This is a genomic window from Rhodococcus sp. C1 (assembly GCF_020809065.1).
Lineage (GTDB): Bacteria > Actinomycetota > Actinomycetes > Mycobacteriales > Mycobacteriaceae > Rhodococcus_F > Rhodococcus_F qingshengii.
In genome coordinates this window covers 5,588,720-5,611,378 of record NZ_CP078080.1, presented here as the reverse complement: position 1 = coordinate 5,611,378, position 22,659 = coordinate 5,588,720, and the positions used below count along the sequence as shown (strand labels likewise).

25 protein-coding genes are annotated in these 22,659 nt (G+C 61.6%); 13 read left to right on the top strand and 12 right to left on the bottom strand.

Annotation, left to right across the window (positions count from 1 at the left end):
• Nucleotides 1-9 precede the first annotated feature (9 nt).
• The 5 genes from KTR60_RS25950 (at nucleotide 10) to KTR60_RS25930 (ending at nucleotide 4,380) form a co-directional block, all read left to right on the top strand.
• Complete coding sequence (locus tag KTR60_RS25950; RefSeq protein WP_003940572.1) at nucleotides 10-1,131, top strand: muconate/chloromuconate family cycloisomerase; 1,122 nt, start codon at nucleotides 10-12, stop codon at nucleotides 1,129-1,131.
• Nucleotides 1,132-1,144: 13 nt separating this feature from the next.
• Nucleotides 1,145-1,426, top strand: coding sequence for a muconolactone Delta-isomerase (gene catC / locus KTR60_RS25945; protein WP_003940264.1), 282 nt, complete (start codon nucleotides 1,145-1,147; stop codon nucleotides 1,424-1,426).
• A 6-nt stretch (nucleotides 1,427-1,432) separates the two neighbouring features.
• The gene (locus tag KTR60_RS25940; protein ID WP_042447166.1) at nucleotides 1,433-2,380 is read left to right on the top strand and encodes a helix-turn-helix domain-containing protein; all 948 of its coding nucleotides are present in this window, start codon (nucleotides 1,433-1,435) and stop codon (nucleotides 2,378-2,380) included.
• A 153-nt stretch (nucleotides 2,381-2,533) separates the two neighbouring features.
• Nucleotides 2,534-3,997, top strand: a complete 1,464-nt coding sequence (locus KTR60_RS25935; RefSeq protein ID WP_228401405.1) for a benzaldehyde dehydrogenase — start codon at nucleotides 2,534-2,536, stop codon at nucleotides 3,995-3,997.
• 17 nt (nucleotides 3,998-4,014) lie between these two features.
• A complete protein-coding gene (locus KTR60_RS25930; RefSeq protein WP_065351503.1) occupies nucleotides 4,015-4,380 on the top strand; it encodes a hypothetical protein in 366 nt (121 codons plus the stop codon).
• Between the two features lie 21 nt (nucleotides 4,381-4,401).
• Here the strand turns inward: KTR60_RS25930 and KTR60_RS25925 are convergent, their stop codons facing one another.
• Both KTR60_RS25925 and KTR60_RS25920 read right to left on the bottom strand, forming a co-directional pair.
• Nucleotides 4,402-5,031, bottom strand: a complete 630-nt coding sequence (locus KTR60_RS25925) for a response regulator (protein ID WP_125052171.1) — start codon at nucleotides 5,029-5,031, stop codon at nucleotides 4,402-4,404.
• On the bottom strand, nucleotides 5,028-6,197 hold the full coding sequence (locus KTR60_RS25920; RefSeq protein ID WP_030536467.1) for a sensor histidine kinase: 1,170 nt from the start codon (nucleotides 6,195-6,197) through the stop codon (nucleotides 5,028-5,030). The genes KTR60_RS25925 and KTR60_RS25920 overlap by 4 nt, the downstream gene beginning before the upstream one ends.
• 184 nt (nucleotides 6,198-6,381) lie before the next feature.
• On the opposite strand from KTR60_RS25920, the gene KTR60_RS25915 reads away from it, so the two are divergent.
• Nucleotides 6,382-6,972: a GlcG/HbpS family heme-binding protein gene (locus KTR60_RS25915; protein WP_003940245.1), complete on the top strand. Its 591-nt coding sequence runs from the start codon at nucleotides 6,382-6,384 to the stop codon at nucleotides 6,970-6,972.
• A 246-nt stretch (nucleotides 6,973-7,218) separates the two neighbouring features.
• Complete coding sequence (locus tag KTR60_RS25910) at nucleotides 7,219-8,169, top strand: alpha/beta hydrolase (RefSeq protein WP_003940156.1); 951 nt, start codon at nucleotides 7,219-7,221, stop codon at nucleotides 8,167-8,169.
• 58 nt (nucleotides 8,170-8,227) lie between these two features.
• Here KTR60_RS25910 and KTR60_RS25905 read toward each other — a convergent pair whose 3' ends face one another.
• The 3 genes from KTR60_RS25905 to KTR60_RS25895 all read right to left on the bottom strand — a co-directional run bounded on the left by KTR60_RS25905 (nucleotide 8,228) and on the right by KTR60_RS25895 (nucleotide 12,637).
• Complete coding sequence (locus KTR60_RS25905) at nucleotides 8,228-9,343, bottom strand: NDMA-dependent alcohol dehydrogenase (protein WP_042447159.1); 1,116 nt, start codon at nucleotides 9,341-9,343, stop codon at nucleotides 8,228-8,230.
• A gap of 79 nt (nucleotides 9,344-9,422) precedes the next feature.
• A complete protein-coding gene (locus KTR60_RS25900) occupies nucleotides 9,423-11,063 on the bottom strand; it encodes a PucR family transcriptional regulator (RefSeq protein ID WP_042447157.1) in 1,641 nt (546 codons plus the stop codon).
• Between the two features lie 164 nt (nucleotides 11,064-11,227).
• Complete coding sequence (locus KTR60_RS25895) at nucleotides 11,228-12,637, bottom strand: ABC1 kinase family protein (RefSeq protein WP_030536471.1); 1,410 nt, start codon at nucleotides 12,635-12,637, stop codon at nucleotides 11,228-11,230.
• 132 nt (nucleotides 12,638-12,769) lie between these two features.
• Here KTR60_RS25895 and KTR60_RS25890 point away from each other — a divergent pair, with 132 nt between their 5' ends.
• Genes KTR60_RS25890 through KTR60_RS25870 form a run of 5 tightly spaced genes read left to right on the top strand, consistent with a single transcriptional unit; the run spans nucleotide 12,770 to nucleotide 16,650 of the window.
• Entirely contained in the window at nucleotides 12,770-13,189 is a 420-nt protein-coding gene (locus KTR60_RS25890; RefSeq protein WP_125052169.1) for a MerR family transcriptional regulator, read from the top strand.
• A 44-nt stretch (nucleotides 13,190-13,233) separates the two neighbouring features.
• On the top strand, nucleotides 13,234-14,610 hold the full coding sequence (locus tag KTR60_RS25885) for an MFS transporter (RefSeq protein ID WP_125052167.1): 1,377 nt from the start codon (nucleotides 13,234-13,236) through the stop codon (nucleotides 14,608-14,610).
• Entirely contained in the window at nucleotides 14,607-15,626 is a 1,020-nt protein-coding gene (locus KTR60_RS25880; RefSeq protein WP_007729750.1) for an ABC transporter substrate-binding protein, read from the top strand. Before KTR60_RS25885 ends, KTR60_RS25880 begins: the two co-directional genes overlap by 4 nt.
• 21 nt (nucleotides 15,627-15,647) lie before the next feature.
• Nucleotides 15,648-16,367 (top strand): 2OG-Fe(II) oxygenase, encoded by a 720-nt coding sequence (locus KTR60_RS25875; protein WP_007729749.1) that lies wholly within the window; start codon nucleotides 15,648-15,650, stop codon nucleotides 16,365-16,367.
• Nucleotides 16,357-16,650 (top strand): Ada metal-binding domain-containing protein, encoded by a 294-nt coding sequence (locus KTR60_RS25870; RefSeq protein ID WP_007729748.1) that lies wholly within the window; start codon nucleotides 16,357-16,359, stop codon nucleotides 16,648-16,650. The genes KTR60_RS25875 and KTR60_RS25870 overlap by 11 nt, the downstream gene beginning before the upstream one ends.
• Here KTR60_RS25870 and KTR60_RS25865 read toward each other — a convergent pair.
• From KTR60_RS25865 to KTR60_RS25855, 3 genes are read right to left on the bottom strand one after another with little or no spacing between them, the layout of a single operon-like run.
• Entirely contained in the window at nucleotides 16,613-17,041 is a 429-nt protein-coding gene (locus KTR60_RS25865; protein WP_007729747.1) for a VOC family protein, read from the bottom strand. The two genes, KTR60_RS25870 and KTR60_RS25865, sit on opposite strands and share 38 nt — an antisense overlap.
• 40 nt (nucleotides 17,042-17,081) lie before the next feature.
• On the bottom strand, nucleotides 17,082-17,564 hold the full coding sequence (locus tag KTR60_RS25860; protein ID WP_003940319.1) for an SRPBCC family protein: 483 nt from the start codon (nucleotides 17,562-17,564) through the stop codon (nucleotides 17,082-17,084).
• A 2-nt stretch (nucleotides 17,565-17,566) separates the two neighbouring features.
• Nucleotides 17,567-17,911, bottom strand: a complete 345-nt coding sequence (locus KTR60_RS25855; RefSeq protein ID WP_003939956.1) for an ArsR/SmtB family transcription factor — start codon at nucleotides 17,909-17,911, stop codon at nucleotides 17,567-17,569.
• A gap of 94 nt (nucleotides 17,912-18,005) precedes the next feature.
• Here KTR60_RS25855 and KTR60_RS25850 point away from each other — a divergent pair, with 94 nt between their 5' ends.
• Nucleotides 18,006-18,662 carry an alpha-ketoglutarate-dependent dioxygenase AlkB family protein gene (locus KTR60_RS25850; protein ID WP_037128920.1) on the top strand — a complete coding sequence of 219 codons (657 nt, stop codon included), beginning with the start codon at nucleotides 18,006-18,008 and terminating at the stop codon, nucleotides 18,660-18,662.
• A 5-nt stretch (nucleotides 18,663-18,667) separates the two neighbouring features.
• Here KTR60_RS25850 and KTR60_RS25845 read toward each other — a convergent pair whose 3' ends face one another.
• From KTR60_RS25845 to KTR60_RS25830, 4 genes are all read right to left on the bottom strand, one after another.
• Nucleotides 18,668-18,814, bottom strand: coding sequence for a hypothetical protein (locus tag KTR60_RS25845; protein ID WP_020723613.1), 147 nt, complete (start codon nucleotides 18,812-18,814; stop codon nucleotides 18,668-18,670).
• Nucleotides 18,815-18,997: 183 nt separating this feature from the next.
• Complete coding sequence (locus KTR60_RS25840) at nucleotides 18,998-20,233, bottom strand: CynX/NimT family MFS transporter (RefSeq protein WP_050656055.1); 1,236 nt, start codon at nucleotides 20,231-20,233, stop codon at nucleotides 18,998-19,000.
• 49 nt (nucleotides 20,234-20,282) lie between these two features.
• Complete coding sequence (locus tag KTR60_RS25835; RefSeq protein ID WP_003940486.1) at nucleotides 20,283-20,996, bottom strand: FadR/GntR family transcriptional regulator; 714 nt, start codon at nucleotides 20,994-20,996, stop codon at nucleotides 20,283-20,285.
• 219 nt (nucleotides 20,997-21,215) lie between these two features.
• Nucleotides 21,216-22,334 (bottom strand): hypothetical protein, encoded by a 1,119-nt coding sequence (locus KTR60_RS25830; RefSeq protein ID WP_050656070.1) that lies wholly within the window; start codon nucleotides 22,332-22,334, stop codon nucleotides 21,216-21,218.
• Nucleotides 22,335-22,659 lie beyond the last annotated feature (325 nt).

The following is a 22,659-nucleotide window of genomic DNA, read 5'->3' as shown; positions in this document are numbered from 1 at the left end:
AGTGATTTGATGACAGACCTGTCGATCGTCTCCATCGAGACGACCATCCTCGACGTTCCGCTGGTTCGCCCCCACAAGTTCGCCACCACGTCGATGACGGCGCAGCCGTTGTTGCTGGTCGCGATTCGCACCTCCGACGGGGTGATCGGATACGGCGAAGGAGTCGTTCCGGGCGGGCCGTGGTGGGGTGGCGAATCGGTGGAGACGATGCAGGTCATCATCGAGAAGTACATCGCTCCCGTGGTGGTCGGCAGGCGCGTGGATCACATCACCGCGATCATGGCCGACATCGAAAAAGTTGTTGCCAATGCACGATTCGCGAAGGCCGCCGTCGACGTGGCGTTGCACGACGCCTGGGCGCGTAGCCTGGGAGTCCCCGTGCACACGCTCCTCGGCGGGGCTTTCCGCGAGAGTGTCGACGTCACGTGGGCACTGGGTGCTGCGCCGGCGGACGAGATCATCGAGGAAGCTCACGAAAAGCTCGAATCCCGGCTCAATTTCAGCTTCAAACTCAAGATGGGAGCACTCGATCCAGCAGTCGACGTTGCGCGCATCGTCAACATCGCGCAGGCGCTGGACGGCCACGCCGGAGTCCGTGTCGACGTCAACGCACGGTGGGATCGCTTCACTGCCCTGCGGTACTTGCCGCAACTCGCCGAGGGTGGAGTCGAACTGATCGAACAACCCACTCCGGCAGACCAAATCGAGGTCCTCGCCGAACTCAGTAGGCTTCTACCGATTCCGATCATGGCCGACGAGAGTGTGCAGACCCCACACGACGCTCTGGAAATCGCCCGCCGGAGCGCCGCCGATGTCATCGCCCTCAAGACCACCAAATGTGGTGGCCTCCAGCGCAGCCGCGACATCGTCGCGATTGCCAAGGCCGCCGGTATCGCGTGCCACGGTGCGACGTCCATCGAAGGCCCGATCGGCACCGCCGCTTCGTTGCACTTCGCGTGCGCCGAGCCCGGAATCAACTTCGGAACAGAGCTTTTCGGCCCACTGCTCTTCAGTGAAGAGTTGCTTCAGGAACCCCTGAAGTATTCCGAGGGTCAGTTGCACCTCCCCGCCGGACCTGGCCTGGGAGTCGAACTGAACATGGACGCCGTCAAGACCTGGACCAGGAACTAGAGGATAGAAGAACATGGCACTCTTTCACGTTCGGATGGACGTCGATATTCCGCGCGACCTGGATCCGGAAGTACGCGCCGATACCGTCGCAACGGAGAAGGCGTACTCGCAAGACCTTCAGCGACAGGGAAAGTGGGTGCATCTGTGGCGAATTGTGGGACAGTTCAGCAACATCAGCATCTTCGATGTCGAGTCGGCTGACGAACTCCATGAGATTCTCTGGAACCTGCCCCTGTTCCCGTACATGACCATCGAGGTCATGCCGTTGACGCAGCACGGATCTTCGATCAAGTAGCCCGCCATGTCTGCAGTGTCTGCCACGCCTGCGAGCCTGCCGGAATCTGTGCAGCAGTGGCACTGCGAGATGTCGGAGACCTTCGGTGGCCTGTGCCCCGAGAGTTCCGTCGATGCCGCGCCTGTCGGTACGGTCAGCGGCGTAAGTCTCGGGGATGTAGGCGCTTTCGACATCTCCGGTTCACCGCAGATACTGCGGCGGAGCGCACGCGCAGCAAAGCGACACGGTAGTGATCTGCTCAAGATCTGCACGGTCCGAACCGGGAGCGCGATACTGCGCCAATCGGACCGCGAGTTGACGGCCCCGCCCGGCGCGATGATTCTCTACGACGTCGAGCATTCGTACGCGCTGCGTTTCGACGGTCACTGGTCGTGCACCGTCATGACCCTACCGCGCAGTGCGGTGAGTCTGACCGAGCGAGAACTGAATTGCGCGCTCGAGCGCACCCACGACGGTCGGCGTGGGTCCGGTGCATTGCTGGAAAATTTCATCTCGGGCGCTGTTGCATCCCAGGTCGACGGCAGCGCAGCCGGGCTTCTCGGAGATGCTGGAGTCAATCTCGCTTCGGCAGTTCTGATGCAAGGATCTGCGCCCGCGACACCCGGACGTTCGACGCGAGAGGAGATCTTGCGATATGCGCTTCGGAATCTCGACTCACCAGACCTCTCGGTCGCGTCGATCGCCGGTGCGTTGCACCTGTCGCCGCGAACCGTTCAGCGTCACTTCGGTGACGGGGATCTGACCCTCAGTGCGCTGATTCGCCGCGAACGGTTGATCCGCGTACGCCGCGATCTCACCGACGTCTCACTGCGGGGTCATTCGATCTCCATCCTGGCCGCACGATGGTGTTTCCATGACGCACCAGCGTTTTCGCGTGCATTCAAAGCGGAATTCGGTGCGGCGCCGTCGGAAGTACGTAACTCGCCTGATCCGAACGCCCGCGAACGTCACTGATCTGTCGCATCCGAACAACAAACGTGTCCGATCACGACAACTGGGAGCCCGAATACCGGGGCAGAGTGTGTTCCAGATCGCTTTTCAGGCTCGCGAAGAGCTCAGGTCCACGAACAGCGAGGACCGCAGCGAAAGCTACGAATCGAGGAACGCATGACGAATCTGCTCGCTCATCAGCAATGGCACGGAAAGATTTTCGACGGCCAATGGATCGACGGAGGCGGTGACACCGTCGAGTCGCTCGAACCGGCTACCGGCGAGGTGCTCGGTGTGATCGGCACGGCGACTGCTGCGGATATCGATCGAGCGGCACACATCGCGTCGGCCGCGCAGCCGGCGTGGGCGGCGACGATCGGGCAGGCTCGCGCTTCGGTGATCCGTAAGGCAGCGCAGATTTTGGAAGCCGAGCGAGCCGAGGTGGAGCGCTGGTTGATCCGTGAAGGTGGTTCCGTACCAGGGAAAGCCGCATTCGAAGTTGATCTTGTCATCTCCGAACTGTGGGAAGCCTCGGCGCTGCCGACACAGCCGTTCGGGCACCTCCTGCCCGCCAGCCAGGAGGGGCGCACGAGCATCGGTCGCCGGGTGCCCCTGGGTGTGGTCGGCGTGATCAGCCCGTGGAATTTCCCGCTTCTCCTCGCCATGCGCGCTGTCGCCCCCGCCTTGGCACTCGGAAATGGCGTCGTTCTCAAGCCGGATGTTCAAACCGCGATCAGCGGGGGTGCGGTCATCGCGGAATTGTTCACGTCCGCAGGTCTTCCCGAAGGCCTCCTGCATGTGCTCGCCGGTGACGCGGCACCTGGTCAGGCATTGTGCGAGAGCCCGAGCATCGCGATGGTGTCCTTCACGGGTTCGACCGCCGTCGGCCGTCAGGTCGGGGCAACTGCCGGTCGCACGCTCAAGCGTGTCTCGCTGGAACTGGGTGGGAACAATGCGCTGATCGTCCTCGACGACGCAGACCTGGATGCCGCGAGCTCGGCGGGCGCGTGGGGTTCGTTCCTGCATCAGGGGCAGGTCTGCATGACCGCAGGCCGCCACATCGTGTTGGAATCGGTCGCCGATCAGTACCTGGACCTGCTGGCCAAGCGCGCAGCGGTCCTGCCGGTCGGGGATCCCAATACAGGCGACGTCGCTCTCGGACCGCTCATCAACGCGCGGCAGATTGCGAACGTCGATCGAATCGTCCAGGGCACCAAGGCGGCCGGCGCCGAAATCCGCGCCGGTGGAACATACGAAGGGCTCTTCTATCAGCCGACCGTCCTGGCCGGAGTCACCTCGGACATGCCCGCGTTCCGTGAAGAAATCTTCGGGCCCGTGGCGCCCGTCGTGATCGTCAAGGACGAAGACGAGGCAGTCAGGTCGGCCAATGACAGCGAATACGGTCTGGTTGCTGCCATTCAAACAGGATCGGTTGAACGCGGCGAGCGGATCGCGGACCGACTGCGTACCGGCATCGTGCACATCAACGATCAGACTTTGAACAACGATGCCTATGCACCATTCGGTGGCACGGGTGCCTCCGGAAACGGCGCGAGATTCGGAACTCAAAGCAGTTGGGACGAATTCACCGCCTGGCAGTGGCGAACCAGCCGGCCAGCGGCGCAGACCTTCCCCTTCTGAAGTCGAAAGGTACTCCTATGCGCACCATCTCGGCTCACGATCTTCCCATCGTGTTGCAGGACGGCGAATTCGAATTGCGGATGCGAGAAGAAGGCGACATGATCGTCAACTTCGTCAAAATTCCTGCTGGTGCAGACTTCGCCGAACCGTTCGCACAATTGGAAGGCGGGCGCTGTCAATGTCCGCACTACGGATACGTCTTGAAAGGAAGGATCTACACAGATTCCGAAGCAGGTCGGCAAACCTACGATGCCGGCGACGTGTTCTACTGGGCACCCGGTCACGTTCCCGGAGCGATCGACGACTCGGAGTATGTCGACTTTGCTCCCAAGGCTGAATTCCTCGAACTGATCGACGGAGTGCGTAAGGCGATGGGCGGCTGAGCTGTTCGGCTGCCACCGAGGTCAGCGTATTCCGTCGCGACGTAGTGCGACGGACACTGCGGCAGAGCGGTTATCGACACCGAGTTTGGCGTAGATGTGCCCGAGGTGTGTTTTCACCGTCGCTTCGCTGATGAAGAGCGCTTTACCCAGCTCGCGGTTGGTCATCCCCTCGGCGAGCAGGCTGAGCAGTTCGGACTCACGGGCGGTGAGCGCTTCCTGCGGGCGCTGCATCTGCTGGACGAGACGAGAGGCCACGGCGGGGGAGAGGACGCTGCGCCCGGCGAGCGCGCCGCGCACCGCGCCGAAGATCTCGTCAGGAGTCGAGTCCTTGAGTAGGTAACCGATGGCACCGGCGTCCACGGCCCGCACGACGTCGGCGTCGGTGTCATACGTCGTGAAAACCAGTACGGGAACATCGACACCGTCGCTTCGCAGGCGTTTGATCGCTTCTGCACCGTGCATGCCGGTGCCCATGTCCAGATCCATCATCACCAGATCCGGTGAGGCCGACGGTATCGCCGTGGCCGCCTCCTCGCCGGACGATGCTTCGCCTACTACTTCGACGTCCGGCTGAGTGTTCAGCAGCGCTCTCAGCCCGGCTCGCACGACCAGATGATCGTCGACGAGGAACACGCGAATGGTGGTGGTCACCGGATCCTCCGTTCGAGAGGGAACTGGGCCGCGACGACGGTGCCGTCTCCCGGTGCACTTTCCACGGTGAACGATCCGCCGAGCTGTGCGACGCGGCTTCGCATCGCACGCAGGCCGTATCCACCGTACCGAGAATGGTCGGCGAGCTTTCCCGGATCGAAGCCGACGCCGTCGTCGAAGATGTCTACGGAGACGGAGTGGTCGAGATACGTGATCGTCACGCCCGCCGTTTCGGCGCGAGCGTGGCGGGCGATGTTGGAGGACGCGCTCGAGACCACTCGCACGACGGCATGAGCTACGTCCGAGGGCAAGATGACGGCTTCACCGACGGTGCGGATCCGAACGGCCGGGACGAACTGGCGGGCGGCGGCCACGACCAAGGCGTCGAAGTCGCCCGTACCGCCCTTGGTCGGCGCCAGATCGTGGACGAGGTCGCGACTCTGCATCAAGCTCGTTCGGATGTTCTCTGCTGCGGCATCGACATCGGCTCGAGACGGCGAACCCGTTGTATTCCACGTTTGTTCGGCTGCCTCGAGCCGTAGAAGGGCGCTCGCCAGTCCCTGGGTAACGGTGTCGTGGATTTCGCGCGCGAGGCGCTCTCGCTCAGCGGCAACGCCGGCAGCGCGTTCGGTATCTGCCAATGCAGATTGCGCTTCTGCTACCTGACGCAGAAGCCGAAGGCGTTCTCGGGCATCTCGTTCCATCTGCCCGTACGCGGCCGCGACCAGTGCCGCGGTGCACAGCGGCCCGAGAAGTGTCACCAATTCGGCACGACCGGTGACCCGGTAGAACGCGATACCGGCGAGGACGCCCAGGATCCCGACGAGGGGGTAGGCGATCTTGCTCGGATACAGACGAATGCAAAGGAAGAGAACGGGAAACGCACACCACGCGAAACTCGGGGCAAGCCAGACCAGCGCTGCCCATGCGCTCAGTACCGGCCACATCCACAGCCGTTGGCGAACCACATCTCGCGAGGACACCGTGGCCATGACGGCGTAGAGCAGGGCGAGGACCACGGCCAGGACGAGTACCACCCCGAACCGACCGCTGGTCCCGTGGACTGTGACGTACCGAACTCCCGATGTAGACAGCAGTACGAAGAACGACGCGTGGATCGCATACGCCAACGGGCCGCGTAGGCCGCGTTCGGCGTCGGCGTTCATGGCTCCGTTACTCATCCCTCGAATGTTACGGAGGGCACCAGGCCGTCGTATCAACCATTCGGATGATATCCGGGTAGCCGTAGGGGGCACGGTTCGTCACCCGAGCGCCCGATGTGCGCACCCGCCCCCGGACGCGACGCTGTAGTGGACGGTTTCGAACCATTCGATTGAAAGTGTGCCCGACATGAACCACCGCATTTACACACGACTTCCCCGTACGCTCGCTGTCGCCGTTCCGGTTGTCGCAATCCTTGCCAGCGCCGCATGCTCGACCACCGACACACCGGTGGCGAACGCATCGAGCACGACGTCGATTACTGCCACGCAGCAGCCTGCCGCGACCGGTGATTCGGCGATTGTCACTCAGAATCGACTCAGTGCCGACGCAGCAGTGAAGGCTGCTGGTGCGGCCCTGGCGAAATGCCGCGCCGACGGTCTCGGCTTCGTCACCGTCTCCGTCGTAGACCGCGCGGGAAATGTCATCGCCATGGTGCGCGGCGACAACGCAGCCCAGCACACGGTGGAAGCCTCACGCGAGAAGGCATACACCTCTGCAGCTTTCGGAGCCGACACCAGTGACCTCTCGCAGCGTACCAAAGGCGAAGGATCAACCATCGCCGACCTTCCCGGCACTCTCTTCCTTGCAGGTGGAGTCACATTGAAGGCTGGAGCCGGGTCGATCGCCGGTATCGGTGTCGGTGGCGCTCCAGACGGAATGCAGGACCAAGCGTGTGCTGCCGCAGGTCGTGATGCGATCGCTTCGTCACTCGGCTGAGTGAGCGCATTCAGCGTGCTTCGTGAATTGTGCTTTTCGCCACCTGGATTCGCTCGGCACGACAGTTGTCCGATTGTTGCGATGACCTCGACTTTGTAACACCGGAGCCCCCGGAAAGGGACAAACACGTCGACAGTGGAACCGACGATGCACTTACCGAAGCGAGTTTCTTGATGCGCAGTTTCGGGGAAAGACACAACCTTGCAGAGAATCAGATTCACGTTGCCCGAACGCAATACACGGCGGGTGCGGGTGCTCGTAGCGGCGTTGTTGTCGATATTCCTGCTCGGCGGTATGTTCGGTCCGACCGCCGCGAGTGCTACTCCGGCGCGCTCGGCGCCATGGGGTGGGTACGACGAGTTGTGGGTCCCGTCTTCGATGGGAAACATCAAGGTTCAGGTGCAGTGGGCCGCGCGCGGTGGCAACGCCGCGTTGTACCTGCTCGACGGTCTTCGCGCGCAAAACGACAGAAATGCTTGGAGTTTCGAAACGAACGCACTCGATCAGTACCGCAATGACAACATCACGTTGGTGATGCCGGTCGGCGGTGAGTCGAGTTTCTACACGGATTGGTACGCGCCGTCCAATTTCAACGCTCAGCCGATAACGTACAGGTGGGAAACGTTCCTCACCCGCGAGCTTCCGGACTTCCTTGCAGGGTATGGCGTTTCACCAACCAACAATGCGATCATCGGGTTGTCGATGGGCGGCAGTGCCGCGTTGAACCTGGCGGGGCATCATCGGGATCAGTTCAAGTTCGCCGGCTCGCTGTCCGGCTACATCAATATCTCGGGTCCGGGTATGCGTGAAGCGATCCGCGTAGCCATGTTCGACGCCGGCCGGTACAACGTCGATTCGATGTGGGGCCCGCCGTGGTCATCCGGATGGCTTCGCAACGACCCGTTCGTCAACGCGGAATCGCTTCGCGGACTGTCGATGTACATTTCGTCGTCCAACGGCATCCCGGGACCGTACGATCATCCCTCTGCGCCGATCGATTACTTCCACACGGCGACGGGTATGGGGCTCGAGGCGCTCTCGTGGGTGCACGCGCGTGCATTCGAAATTCGCCTGAAATCCTTGGGAATCCCAGCGACGTACAGCTTTCCGCCCGCCGGAATTCACTCGTGGCCGTATTGGTCTGCTGAATTGTGGATGGCCAGAGGACAAATCCTCGACACCATGAACGCCTGGTGAAGCTGTAGTTAGGATCTCTCCGGACTTGCTCTCGATCGAAAGTCCGGAGAGAACTCGCTCAGAAGGCGATGATTCCACGGAGGTTGCGACCGGCATGCATGTCGGCGAAACCGTCGTTGATCTGGTCGAGGGTGTATCGGTTGGTGATCAGTCCGTCGAGTTCGAGCTTGCCGCTGGTGTAGAGATCGATCATCCAGGGAATGTCGGCGGTGGGATTGGATGCACCGAACAGGGATCCCTGAATTCTCTTCTGGTACAGCGTGAGTTCCATCAGGCTCACGGGAATTCCGACGTCCGTCATCTTTCCGAGGCCGGTGACGACGCAGGTTCCTGCCTTGCGGATCGACGAGAATGCCTGCGCGACATGTTCTCCGGTGGTGACACCGACGGTGACGATGGCCGAATCCGCGCCCTGGCCGTTGGTGAACGAGCGCGCTATGTCGGTGGCTTCCTCCATGGTGGCCACGGCATGGGTGGCGCCCAACTTCAATGCACTGTCGCGCTTGAACGCAACCGGGTCCACCGCGATCACGTGGGCGGCGCCGGCATGCGAGGCGCCCTGCACCGCGTTGATTCCGATTCCGCCGACGCCCATGACGATGACCGTCTGCCCGGGATACACCTGAGCGGAGTTGACCGCGGCGCCCCAACCGGTTCCGACGCCGCAGCCGAGCAGACACAAAGCGTCGAGTGGCAGGTGCTTGTCGACTTTCACAGCCGAGAGAGTGCTGACCGTGGTGTATTCACTGAAGGTGGACAGGCCGCAGGTTTGTGCGACGGGCTGACCGTCGAGAGACATTCTGTAACTTGAGGTTTCGCCGGGTCTGCTGCCGGTCATGATGGCGGCGCCGTTGTCGCAGAGGTTCTGGATTCCGCTTGCACACCAACGGCAACGGCCGCAGGCGGCGAGGAACGAGAACACGACATGATCGCCCTCGGACCATCCTTCCGTGTTCGGCCCGACCTCGACGACGATTCCGGCGCCTTCGTGTCCGCCGCAGATGGGGTAGCGGCCGACTCCGTGGTCGCCGCTGGCGATGTGATCGTCCGAGTGGCACAGGCCTGAGGCGACCATTTTGACAGTGAGTTCGCCGCTGCGGGGTGAATCGAGTTCGAGATCGACCACCTCGTATGTGCCTGGTGCTTGGCGAATGACGGCTCCACGAGTGCGCAAGGTATCTCCTGAGGTAAGAGTTGTTCTTCGACTTCCTCAGTTGTCTACTCGAGAGTTCAGGACGGGCTCGAGGCCTATCTCACTGATCGGACGTTTCGTATCTTTCAGACTCGTCCGGGGTGCGTCCCAAGATGGCGAGTTGCAGTTCGGTGAGCAGTCGCGTATCCGGCTCGTCCAACGAAATGCCCATGATCTGTTCAGCGCGCCGAATGCGGTAGCGCAGCGTGTTCGGATGTACTTTCAGAGACGAGGCGGCCTTCTTCACATCCCCGAAAGCTGTCAGGTAGGCCGTGAGCGTGAACTGCATGTCAGAGGCGTTCTTGTCGTCGTAGGAGACGAGTCTGTCGATACGAGGGTCCCGCAATCGCTCGTGATCAGCAACGAGGTCGAGTATCTCGCCCAGCAACACCGCGGTGCGTGACGCCGCGAGTGTGGTGACCTTCGAGGTTTCGTGATCATCGGTGGTATCGAGCACGCGGTCCACTTCTCGACGCGCCTCGGGTACGCCGTGCAATCGCGCGATCGGGACCGCGACGGCGGCGCGCACGCTGATGCCCGCACGGGCCTCGACTACTCCCACGGTGTCGTAAGCCCAGTCGCTGATCGCGACCTCGTGTTCGGCCTGAGGAAACAGCACGTAGATCCGGTTGTCGATGATCGTTGTGACCGCGTCGCTGCGGAATGCGCTGGCGCGCAGGCGCAAGGCGTTGGTGATTCGATCGAGATTCGATCCGGGCGCGAGTGATGTCGCAAATCCGATGACCGCAGACGGTCCGTCGGTGTTGATGCCGAAGGAGCCGGCCAGCGAGTGCATGTCGACTCCGCCGGAGCGAACGCCGAACAGCCTTTGCAATTGGGCATTCTCGCGGCTGGAGGCGTCCAAGGTTCGCATGAGAATGCGTGCGGCGACTGCCGCTGCACCCCGCAATACCGCTTGGGCGTCGTCGGAAAGAGGTTCAGAGGCGCGCTGCACCCAGATGCTGCCGAGATTGTGTTGGTGTGCAACAGAACCCGTCGGCGCTGACAGGTCCGGGCGGGTGATGCTCACAGCCAACCTGTGCGCGGCTCCGATGCTCGGCTCGGAGGGCAGACTGATGACCTCGTCCGATCGCCTGAGATGCTCGAACACGCCTCTGCGCTCTATCCATTCGGTGTATTCGATCGGCCACTCCCGGCCCAGTATGGAGAGCTGACGGAGTTCGTCTTCACCTTCGTGAGCAGCTGAATATGCGATGACATGGAGTGCCGTGTCGTCGATCGTCACGAGTCCGCCGGTCAATTCGGCGATCGTCTCCGAGAGCGCGAACAGATCCGAATCGCCACCGGCCACAGCTCCTGAGACGGCCCGCGAACGGTACATGCTCTGTGTCAGAAGTCGTTGTACGAGTGAATAGACGTGTCCGGAACTAGCCTGCGGATGTACCGCGGCCACTGCGATTCCGATGTTGCGTGCGGCGGTCAGAAGCGTCGTCGCCTCGCGCGCATTCTTGACGAGCAAGAGCTTCGGACGACGCCTCGCCGGCCTGCCTTCGAACTTTCGCAACCACTGCGTCAACGTCGATTCGGGAACCCCCACGGGGAGGTAGATGTCGGAGATCGCACCACGGCTGTCGGTGCCGTCGATATCGGAGGACTCGACGAGGGCGATCGAACGGATTTCGACATCGAGTCCGTCGGGGCTTTCCAGAAGCTCGATCACGGACTTGTCCGTGGAATGCATGAGGGCGCCGAGGGTGGTGCCGACACTCGGCCCGTTATTCCTCGGACCTGTCGACGCTTGCGGGAGGGCTACAGAAAGTGGCTGCACATTTGCTCCTCGGCCAGTGGGTCATTACAGGCTAACCCCGACAGACGAAATGCAGAATAAGGAAATAGGGGACAAATTTATTCGTCAGGCATGGTGATGCCGAGTTCCTGCACCTTTTCGGCGACTGCCTCTGGAAAAACGTTCTTGAACAGATAAAGGTCTTGTCCGATCACCCAACCAGGTGCCAACGCCGTCGCATATCGCTCGAAGTATCCGAGTTGTTTACCGAAAAGAACCAATTCCTCGGGACTCGCAACACCCCACTGCTTGCCCAACTGAATCAGTGCCATGATCAATTCACTGAGCTTGAGTTCACCGAGGTCACGGCCGAGAATTGGGGCCAGAGCCGTTGCGACCTGCATACCGAGCTGATCGTCGTCGACTTCGTAGTCGGTTGCATATCCCAAGGATCGAATTCCGCGGGCGACACGGGCGAAATCACCGTCGATGAGGGTGGCTCGGAACATGTCGGAAAGAATGGATCTCCAGGTCTCGGGAAGGACGCCGACGATGCCGAAGTCGAGCATCGCTATCCGGCCGTCGTCGAGGACCCACAAATTTCCCGCGTGTACATCTCCGTGGAACGGACCGTGAACGATGACTGATTCGAGCCAGACCTTCACTCCGCGTCGGATCAGCATGCGGGCTTCGTCGATGCCGTCCGGACCGGCGACGAACCGATCCAGTGGAACGCCGCGCATGCGTTCCATACAGATGACGCGGGGACCACAGTAGTCCCAGTACACCTCCGGTGTCGTGACTCCTTTGTTGTCACCGAATGCGCTGATGTTGTTCCGGAATGTGGTCTGCCGGTCGGCCTCGACCGCGCTGTTCAACTCCGTCATCGTTGCGTTGTGCAGATCGCGAATGATGGCGGTGGCATTGGCAATTCGAAGGAACTCGACAAACTTCTCGAGGATGTTCGCGCCCCAGTACGCCGCCCTCAGGTCGATCAGCATCCGCGCATAGATGTCCGGACGCTGGATCTTGATGACGGCCTCGCGGCCATCGTGCAGAACGCACGCGTGTACCTGCGCTACCGACGCGGCCGCGAGAGGTACGTCGTCGAATTTCGCGAACAGGTCGTCTACGGAGTATCCGAGGTCTTCGTGCACGACGCTTCTGGCCTGCTCGGCAGGAAATGACGGAACGTCGTCGAGGCAACGTAGGCATGCATTGGCGACGGGGGCGGGGAACAGGCCTGACGACGACGCGACCAGTTGCCCGAGCTTGACGAAGGTGGGACCCAGCGCGATGAAGCCGTCGACCATCCCGTCGGAGGCGGCGTCAGCCCACGTGCGTCCACGCTTGCGGAAAGGCCACACGATCAGTGCCAGCATGATCGACGTCGACAACACGACGGCGATGATCGCGGAACGCCACAACTGGGCGAGGCCGAAGCGTTCGAGGTCCGGCATGCGGACTTCGAGGGCAGTGGCGGGCACTCCTGACGAGTACGGCCCGACAGGTCGCGTTGGATCCAGCACAGCTCTCCCTCGTTCAACGAGCGCATCCAGCATTTTGCCGTGAGATCACTTACGCGACCCCTTCCGTTAGTCAGTATGCCAAGTCACACATAACTGCCGGAACCGCCTACGCGTTCAGCCTACGATCGGTGAATGCGTGAGCACTTGATCCCGATCGGCGAGGTTGCAAAATCGTTCGGAATTGCGGCGTCGACCTTGCGTTATTACGAGGACGAAGGACTGCTGTCCGCGCGGTCGCGAACTGGCGGTAAACGCTGGTACGGGCAGCGTGAGCTGCGCCGGCTGGCATTGATCCGGATGTACACCGAGACGGGAATGTCCTTGGAACAGGTGCGGTCCTTCATCGAAACCGACACCACGTCCGACCAGTTCTCGACGGTTCTCGCAAATCAAGTGTCGACACTCGAGGCACAGATCGCCGCTGCTACGCGAGCGAAGCTGATCCTCGAGCATCACCTGACGTGTCGGCAAGAGCGTCCGATGCAGTGCCCGTGGTTGCTCGAGCAGCTCGACATTCGTGTCGAAGCGGCGCTTGACTTCAAGTTCACTTGAACCTTCATAGTTAGGGCACTTACCGCCCTACCCGGAGGTTGACCATGTCGGCACGACGATGGCTGCCGCTCATCGCCGCATGCATCGGAACTTTCCTGTTACTGACGTACGCCACGATCACAACGATCGCGGTGCCGGCCATCGCAGTCGGTTTGGACGGCAGTACGGGCGCGATGTCATGGGTCGTCGACGCCTACACGCTGGCTCTTGCCGCGCTTCTTGTGGGCATGGGCGCACTCGGCGATGCGTGGGGACGCAAACGCCTCTACATCTGCGGACTGGTCGTGTTCCTGGTTGCAACGGCCGTGTGCGCGATTGCTCCGGACGTCACGGTTCTGGTCGTTGCTCGCGGCGCGCAAGGAATTGCCGGTGCGGCGATGTTCGCGACACTCCTGCCTCTGCTCGGCGAGGCATATTCGGGCCGCGATCGGCACGTGGCTTTTGCCGCGTGGGGTGCCGTCGCTGGATTGGCGGCGGGAATCGGCAATGTTGCAGGAGGGCTGCTGACGCAGTTCTTCGACTGGCGTGCGGTCTTCTATTCCGGAATCCCCGTGGCCGCAGTGGCGCTCGCAATGGCTGTGTTCTGTTTCGCCGACAGTGAGCGCGGCGACGACAACATCGACTGGGCCGGAATCGTTTTGTTCACCCTCGCTGCCGTTGCCGCGGTTCTCGGCGTGACGTGGGGCGGCGACATCGGGTGGGCTTCGTCGTCGACAGCTCTTGCCTTCCTGATCGCAATCGGTGCGCTGACGGCGTTTGTGTTCTGGCAGCGTCGAGGCAGCAGTCCGATGCTCGATCCGGCATTGTTCCGATCCCTGAAATTCGACGGCGTCCTCGTCGCTGCTTTCGGGTACTACCTCGCGGCCTACGGCCCGCTCGTAGTCCTTTCACTGTGGCTGCAGAACGGGCTGGAACTGTCGGCATCGGCGGCCGCACTCGTGCTCTCGATTCAACCGCTCGCTTTTGTCTTCGTATCGGCCTTGTGTGGATCACGGCTTCAGCGAGTCGACCTTCGACTGTCGCTCGGATTCGGGACGATCCTTTGCGGAATCGGTTGCGTGGCCATGCTGTACGTTCTCACCGAGCCGCTCTGGCCCGCACTGATCGCCGGGCTGATTCTGACCGGTGTCGGTTCGGCGATGGTGTCGCCGGTGCTGCCGGGTGCCGCGATGTCGGACGCCCCGGCAGAGCGCGCCGGGACGGCTTCGGCAACAGCCAACTCGTCGCGTCAACTCGGGCTTGCCGTCGGAATTGCGTTGTGCGGCTCGCTCTTCGTCGGTCCGGACGAGTTCGCCTTGCTGTGGCCGTTGGTCTTCTGTGCCGGCGTCGGAATGCTCACGGGTTTGGTGTCGATCCTTCTCTTTTCTCGTTCGTCAACTCCTGCAACAGTTCAACCAATCGCCGAAAGGGCACACACATGACCACGCTGTTCACTCCACGACCGCACCGGCGTATCGAGATGGACTGGAATCGCCGCAGGTTCCTCGGCGCTGCAGCAGGATTGGCTGCTGCGCTGGCAGCGACCGGTTGCTCGCGTTGGGACGCAGACGCCGGGGGCGAAGGCGATGCAGGCTGGTCCTTCACCGATGATCGCGGCAATCTGATCGAATTGGATTCACCACCAAGGAGATTTGTCACCTACACCGGTATCGCGGGTGCTCTGTGGGATTATGGACTGGTGCCTGTCGGAGTTTTCGGGGCACTTACACGATCGCCGGGATCAGCGGACACCAGCATCTCCGGCAATTTGGATTTCTCGAAAACCGACATGGTCGGGCAGCTCTGGGGACAAGTGGAACTCGAGAAGATCGCTGCGCTGGAGCCGGACGTCGTCATAGTCCCTCAGCTGCGTGGTTCGGCACTACTCGACGAGGCGAACTTGGATGCGGTGAAAGGCTTGTCGACAGTACTGTTCGTGGAAACGGCAGCAGGAACCATCGACCGAGCCGTGCAAGAGATCGTGGAACTGGCCGTGGAACTCGGGGCGGACCAGGATGTGGAGGCTCAGCGAAAAGACTACGACGCTGCGCGTGCACGGATCTCCGAAGTTGCTTCTTCGCTGAATAATTCACAGGTTTTGTTCGCGTCCGCAGATCCGGACACGATTCGTGTCAGTCGTTCGGGCTTCCCGATCCTCGCAGATCTGGCGGGATTGGGCCTTGCCGTCGTCGATCCGGCCGAGGGGTCGTCGGTCTACGTCGAGAAACTGGCTTGGGAGATGGCGGACCACTATCCGGCCGACATGATCTTCCTCGACGATCGCCCGTCCAGTTTGCAACTGGATACGCTCGGCGCCAATCCTGCGTGGTCCAACTTGTCCGCGGTGAAGGAGGGGAAGATCGGCACCTGGAATCCGGAACCCGTGCTCAGTTATGCCGGGATCGCCCGTACGTACAACGATCTGGCTGACCAGCTGCTGGCATTCTCACATTCCTGACCGCCGCGTCGTCTACGACGTATGGACCTCTTCACCGCTCTGTCTGCTCGTGTTGAATCCCTCGATTGGCCTGCGCTGATCGAGGGAATCGACTCCAGTGGGTGTGCCCAGACGACGCCGATACTCGACGAGTCGGAATGTCGCGAAATTGCTTCCTGGTACTCGGAGGTCGACCGGTTCCGGAGCACCGTCGACATGGCTCGATACCGTTTCGGCCAAGGGGAGTACCGGTACTTCGGTGATCCCGTACCGGAGCCGATCACGGCTATGCGATCCGCCTTCTACCGACACCTCCTGCCCGTGGCGCGGGAGTGGGCGTTCAAGCTGGGCGAGGGTGCACCGTGGCCGGATTCTTTCGAAGAATGGATCGATCAGTGTCACGACGCCGGTCAGAATCGCCCTACCCCGATCCTTCTGTCCTACGGACCTGGTGACTGGAATGCATTGCATCGGGACTTGTACGGAGAGTTGGTGTTTCCCTTGCAAGTCGTGATCGGGCTCGACAGACCTCGCATCGACCACGTCGGCGGCGAGTTCTTGCTCGTGGAACAGCGGCCGCGCGCCCAGTCGAAAGGGACGGTGACAGTTCTCGGGCAAGGTCACGCTTTGATCTTCACCACGCGGGATCGACCGGTGCAGAGTTCTCGTGGGTGGTCGAGAGCCCCTGTGCGACATGGTGTCAGCGTGGTGCACTCGGGTACGCGTCGAACATTGGGATTGGTGCTTCACGATGCCGAGTAAGACGTACATTCTCCGCGACGCTCGCAACAAACCCTACGAGAGTTCGACGCCCGGTGTGCTTGGCGGGCACCGGAAAACGAAGATCTACGGGCGACTCGACTGTCGAGGGGCCGCGCAGGCAATCGCGCGTGGCGGGTATGTCGCCAGTCGGGTGTTCTTCGCGGACGAGCCGACCGCGATTGCGGCCGGCTATCGCCCCTGTGCCGTCTGCATGCCCGAAGGTTACGCAGCCTGGAAGGCAGTTGCTACGCGCCGAAGCGGTCGCGGTACTCCTTCGGAATGAGCGGCTTGTCGCCGCGGACCTTCAGCTGCTGGACAGCCCAGGTATTGCCGTCCGGGTCGGCGAATCCGAAGAAGGTGCCCCCGTCACGCTCGTCGAAGACGGTGACCTCACTGGCATCGACGCCGCGGCCGATGAGCTCTTGGCGAGCCGCTGCAGCGTCGGCCACGACCAACTGCAATCCCTTCAACGAACCAGGGGTCATCTCGGTCTGCGACGGCAGGTTCCCGATGACGATCGAGCAGCCCGAACCACGCGGAGTGAGCTGGGCGACCGTCATGTGTTCGTTGACGGTGTGGTGGTCGAGATCGAAACCGACCTTGTCACGGTAGAACTCGATGGAGCGGTCGAGGTCACTGACGGGAACGATGACTACTTCGAGGGTCCAGTCCATGAAACTGCCTTTCGCTGAGGAGGTTCGGGCAAACAGGTGGTCAGAGTTGCGCGACGATCTTGTCCAGGCGTTCGTAACCTTCGGTGACGCCGAGCTCCATATTGCTCTCGATCATTCCGTCTCGCGCTTCGAGGCTCGGATATACGGAATGGCCGGAGAGGCGGGTGCGTCCGTTGCCCAGATCCTCGAACGTGATCGATTCGATGCTGACGACGTCGGGAAATCCCTCGTATTCGAAGGTCTGGATGGCAAAGTCGTTCTCGCGAACGACGTGAAATACACCGTTGAACCGGAACTCTTCGCCCTCGGGGTTGCGATGGACGTACTTGTATCGACCGCCGCTCACGAACTCGTATTCGTCGATCTCCATCTCGTATCCGTTGGGGCCGAGCCACTGCTTGACCAGATCGGGATTCGAATGAGCTGCGAAGACGGCACTGACGGGTGCGTCGAATTCGCGGGTGATGTCGATGTACGGCACGCCCTCAGGAGCCGTGATGGTGACGGGATTGGTGGTAGCCATGGCTAAGTCTCCTTCTGTGTGGTGCTGAGTAGGTGATCGAGCTTGCGGAACTGTTGTTCGTGGATCAGTCGATAGCGGTCGATCCAGGCGGTCAAAGCCTCGAGAGTTGCGGCGTTGAGATGTACCGGCCGCCTCTGGGCTTCGCGGCTGCGAGTGACCAAACCCGCGGCTTCGAGTACCTGAATATGTTTGGAGATGGCCTGTTTCGTGATCTCGAACGGCTCGGCCAACTCGTTGACCGTTTGGGGGCCGGTGCTCAGGCGGGCGATGATCCGCCGTCGTACCGGGTCGGCAAGCGCCATGAACGCTTTGTCGAGACGCTCGTCTGCCCCTGGATCCACGATCACTTGTCAACCATCTCCTTTATCAACCAACCTGTTGATTACGGTACGAGCCCATGCCGAGGGTGTCAATGCTTCGAAACCGATTAGCGTGGAAACCATGAACGCTCTGATTCCTCGGCCACGATTGGAAGTGGCGCCGGGGGCGATCCTCGTTCCGGATTGGCTCAGCGTCGAACAGCAACGCTTCTTGGTGGCCGAGTGCCGACGGTGGGCGACCGCACCCGTACCGATGCGCTCCGCTGTTGTCCCTGGTGGGCACAAGATGTCGGTGCAAACAGTCTGTCTCGGTTGGCATTGGCAGCCGTACAAGTACACGCGCACCGCCGACGACGTGAACGGTGCGCCTGTCGCAGCGGTGCCTGACTGGCTCGTCGACCTCGGCCGGGCCGCAGTTGCCGCTGCCTATGATGATCCGACTGCGGGGGAGCGGTACACGCCGGACACCGCGCTGATCAATTTCTACGACGAGGGCGCTCGGATGGGCATGCACCAGGACAAGGACGAGCGCTGCGACGCTCCCGTCGTCTCACTGAGCGTCGGGCAGAGTTGTGTCTTTCGATTCGGGAATTCCGAGAACCGGAACAAGCCGTACACCGACGTCGAACTCCATTCGGGTGATCTCTTCGTCTTCGGTGGAGAGTCTCGGTTCGCATATCACGGAGTGCCGAAAGTTATTGCGGGAAGTGCAAGTCCCGACATAGGTCTGCCGTCCGGGCGGCTGAACATCACCCTGCGGGATACCGGAATGTCGTGACTGTCTCACCCCTGCTGTGCCACTGGTGCAGCAGGGTCGAAGTCTGCGCTCGAAGGTCCGTCCCCGACCATCTCGATCAACTCGGTCGACGGTGGAGTTGGCAGCGTGCGCCAGCGCTCTCGTTCGAGGTTGTGGGGTTGTGTCTCGTTCATGCCCTCATTATCGACTTCCGGCTCCGATCCACCAGTCGGGGATGGGCCGGGTGCAATTCGGTAGGCCGTTGAGCGCCCCGCTGTCTCGTCGACATCCTCGGACCTCAGCACGTCGACGACAGTTCGGGTCGCGGCACGGTTCTGGGGAGGTTGGTGGGTGGATTCGAGGCGACCGTGGTTCGCTTATCCCAGTGTCTTGTTGCGGCCGGCGAGGGAGCCGAAGACGAGTTGCACGGCCAGCAGCACCAGCAACGCGATCAGCGGAGTCGTCCAGGAATCGACGGCGTCGTGCAGTGCACCGAAAACGAGAGGACCGGTGGCGGCCAGAAGGTATCCGACGGACTGTGCCATACCCGAGAGTGCCGCTGCTTGACCGTGATTGACAGTGCGTATTGCGAAGAAGGACAAGGCAATGACAATCGATCCGCCGATGCCGATGCCGAGGAATGCATTCCACAGCAGGGCCCAGGAGGGGAGGAGGAGTTGGCCGAGAACTGCCACTGCGGCGACCGACACCAGCCCGAGGACGGCTCCTCTCTGATCCTTGGGCAGTTTGTGCAGGAGCACTGCTGTGAGGAGGCTGCCGACGATCGAGAATATTTGCATGATGCCTTGATGCAGTCCGGCGGTAGCCGCGGTAGTGCCGTGTGATTCTTCAATGGTGGGCCACCATGTCAGAACGGTGTAGAAGAAGAGAGATTGGACGCCCATGAATATTGTGATCTGCCACCCGAGTGCTGAGCGCCAGGGGGAGCGATGGCCGCCTGGATGGGAATCCAAAGCCGCAGCATGATCGTGTTTCGGAAGCGTGCGTCGGCGAAGTTGGGGAAGGAACACCCCAAATCCTATGAGAGCCATAGCAGCCCAGATTCCGAATGCGATCCGCCAACCGTGATCGGTGAGACCGGCGATCGGCACGGCAAGTCCGGATGCGGTTGCGGCGACGGCTGCAGAGACCGCCGAGAAGATGCCGGTCAAACGGCCGGCTTCGGTCGGGAAGTCTCGTTTGAGGAGCGCCGGCAGTAGAACGTTCATTGTTGCGATGGACATGCCGAGCGATACGGTACCGATCCACAGCGCAGGCATCCACGGAACAGAGCGGATCACGATCGCTAAGGCGAGCATGCCGAGTGCTGCTGCGAGTGTCCGTTCCATTCCCCACCGAGCTGCGATGACCGGGGCAACGGGGGAGAACACTGCGAAGCACAGCAGTGGAAGGCTGATCAGCGCTGATGCTGTTGTCGACGAGATATCGAGATCGGTGCGTACCTCACCGAGTAGCGGGCCGACGACTGTGATTGAGGCTCGAAGATTGGCTGCGATGAGAAGAATGCCAGCGATAACGAGTCCTCGGCGCATTATCGGTATCGCGCTCGGGGCAGACGCCACGTTTTCGGTGTCGGAGATGACGTTAGCCATAGGTGTGCCCTTCTGAGATTGTCTGTGCGCTGAACCTCTTGTGTGTCAGCTACTTCGGCATGTTTTGCAGAAAGAGGGATCGGCTGTGGTCCATCAGTCGGACCACTGCGGCGGCTGCGCCGTCCGGATCGCGGTCACGGATGGCCGCAAGCAGCTGCCGGTGTGGGTCGTCGTCGGTCCAAGGTCCGATGAACAGCTGTCGAGTCTCCTTGTCGGACTTACCTTGTGGGATGCTCATGGTGTCAGAGCGATCGAGACTGCGGTAGATGTCCGTGATCAGTTGGTTCCCGCTCGCTGCGAACATCTCCAGGTGGAAGTCGAGGTCGTACTCGACGGATTTGGCGACGTCGGGCTCAGCGTCTCGGCCATCCAAAGCCCGAGTCATTCGGTCGATGTCTTCGGGCAGGGCTCGTTCGGCTGCGAGTCGGGCGGCGTAGAGCTCCAAAGCTTCACGGGCTTCGAAGATTTCGAGCACGTTCTCCGCCGCTGCACGTCTTTGAAGTGCAATTTCGAGTTCTGAGCTCGCGCAGACGTAGGTTCCGTCTCCCGGGCGTGCTTCGAGGAGGCCGGCATGGACGAGGCCGCGAATGGCCTCCCGGACCGTATTGCGGCTCGCGCCGGTCATTTCGACAAGTTGATGCTCGCCGGGGATCTTCTCCCCTAATTCCCAGTTGCCAGAAGTGATCTGGGACCGCAGTTGTTCCGCGATCTGCACTGAAAGTGGGATGTTGCGTGCGGTGGGTGCGATACGGGAATCCGGCATGAGTCAAATGTAGGACATTTGGCGATTTGTGGATAGGTTTACCTTTGTGATCTAGGGCACTCGGGTTCGGATCGGCCTGGGCGGGGTACCGCCCTTCCGCATGTCTGCGTGCACGTGAGTGCTCCTGCCGACCGCGCACGGGGCAGTTGACTCGACTCGAAGGGCAACTGCGATCGATTCCTCACGGAACCTCATGCCTAGCAGACCCTCACGTGCGGGTCATTGCTGCGATTCCAGCGTCCATGCGGGCTGGTCGGTCACTTCCGGGCCGTCGTGCAGCACCCAAGCACACGGCTCGGAAATGTAGGTGGCAGCATCGGTGAACCAGTATGTTTCGTCGGGTGCCCAGCCCGCGATGACGCTCGCCGTCTCGGTATCGACCTCGATCGCGGTTCCTGCTGCCGCGAGGTATCCCGTCACGGTAAGGTGCACTCCCTCAAATCTTTCCGCGACCTGCACCCAGTCGGGGATGACCCACCTGCCTGATCGGCCGGTAGTCCGATACCAAACCTGCCGCGTTTCTGCGGTGACCTCGAGCGGGAACCGTCTGCACAGCTCCGACCAGGCTTGCGCGCTGTCGATCTCGTAGATGCGTGCGCCAGTCGGTGGCCGCAATGCTCGGACGACGACCCGTTCCCATCCCATGCTGTCTTCGACGAACCACAAGCCCGCCGGAGTCCCGTCGAACAGCGCCCTCGTCGAACCCTGAGTGGGTGGATTCGACCACCAATAACCTGACCAGTTCGCCGCGGGGTCCACCGGGCGGTCACGTTCAGCTCTCGCTTCCGATTCCAGGGTGCTCGTGCGCCACTCGCTGAGGAGTTGTTGCGCAGCAGGCACTTCGTCTGTGTCCGGAGATTCCTCACCTCTGCTCAGAATCGACCATTGGTCGGATGAGGCGAGCGAGGTTGACCACCACCGCGCGCATTCGGAGCCGGCGATGTGCTCGGCGACGCGTCGAAGCTCATCTCGCATAACTTCGGTGGCGACGAGGACGTCTTCTCCGTCGGGATCCTGCCAGTAACGCGCCGCATCGACCGCTTCTGCGAGGGCGGAGCGTAGATCGACGGCGGTGACGTCGGGGAGCGATATTTCCGTGAGGCTGCGCGCCACGCCCTCCGCGGTGACTATGGTCTGCCGGGCCTCTTCGGCGCCCGGGCCGAACAACACTTGGGAGGTTCCTTGTCCGATGTCGAGGTGATACGCCGCCCGGTGAGCGTTGATGCGGAACATGTCGTCGCCTGGCTCGGGACGCAGGGCGCGTTCGGCGTCGATCGCATACGCGAGCAGCATCCGGCGTCCGCGCGGGCCCGACAGCAAAATATCCGCAGTGAGCATCTGTTCTCCCGTTTTCTGGTTCAGATGACGGTAGCCGAGGTCGTTGAGACGGAGAACTTTCTCCTTTGATGTCGGAAATCCCGACGGTCCCGTCGCGCACGACATGATCGCCACACACTGCATTCGGCGGCGAAGGCGGACGGAAGGGAGCCCCAGGCTGCTGCCAGTCGCGTGAACGCCGCTTCTTTGGTGTGCGCGATCACTGCCGTCTTTGTGTAGCCGTGGTTTTCGTCGATCAGAGCTCTCTGTTTGCCTGTAGTGACTGCGAAATAGGTCGTATTGATTGCTGAGGCTGAACAATGGAGAGGGCTGAAAAGGTTGGGAG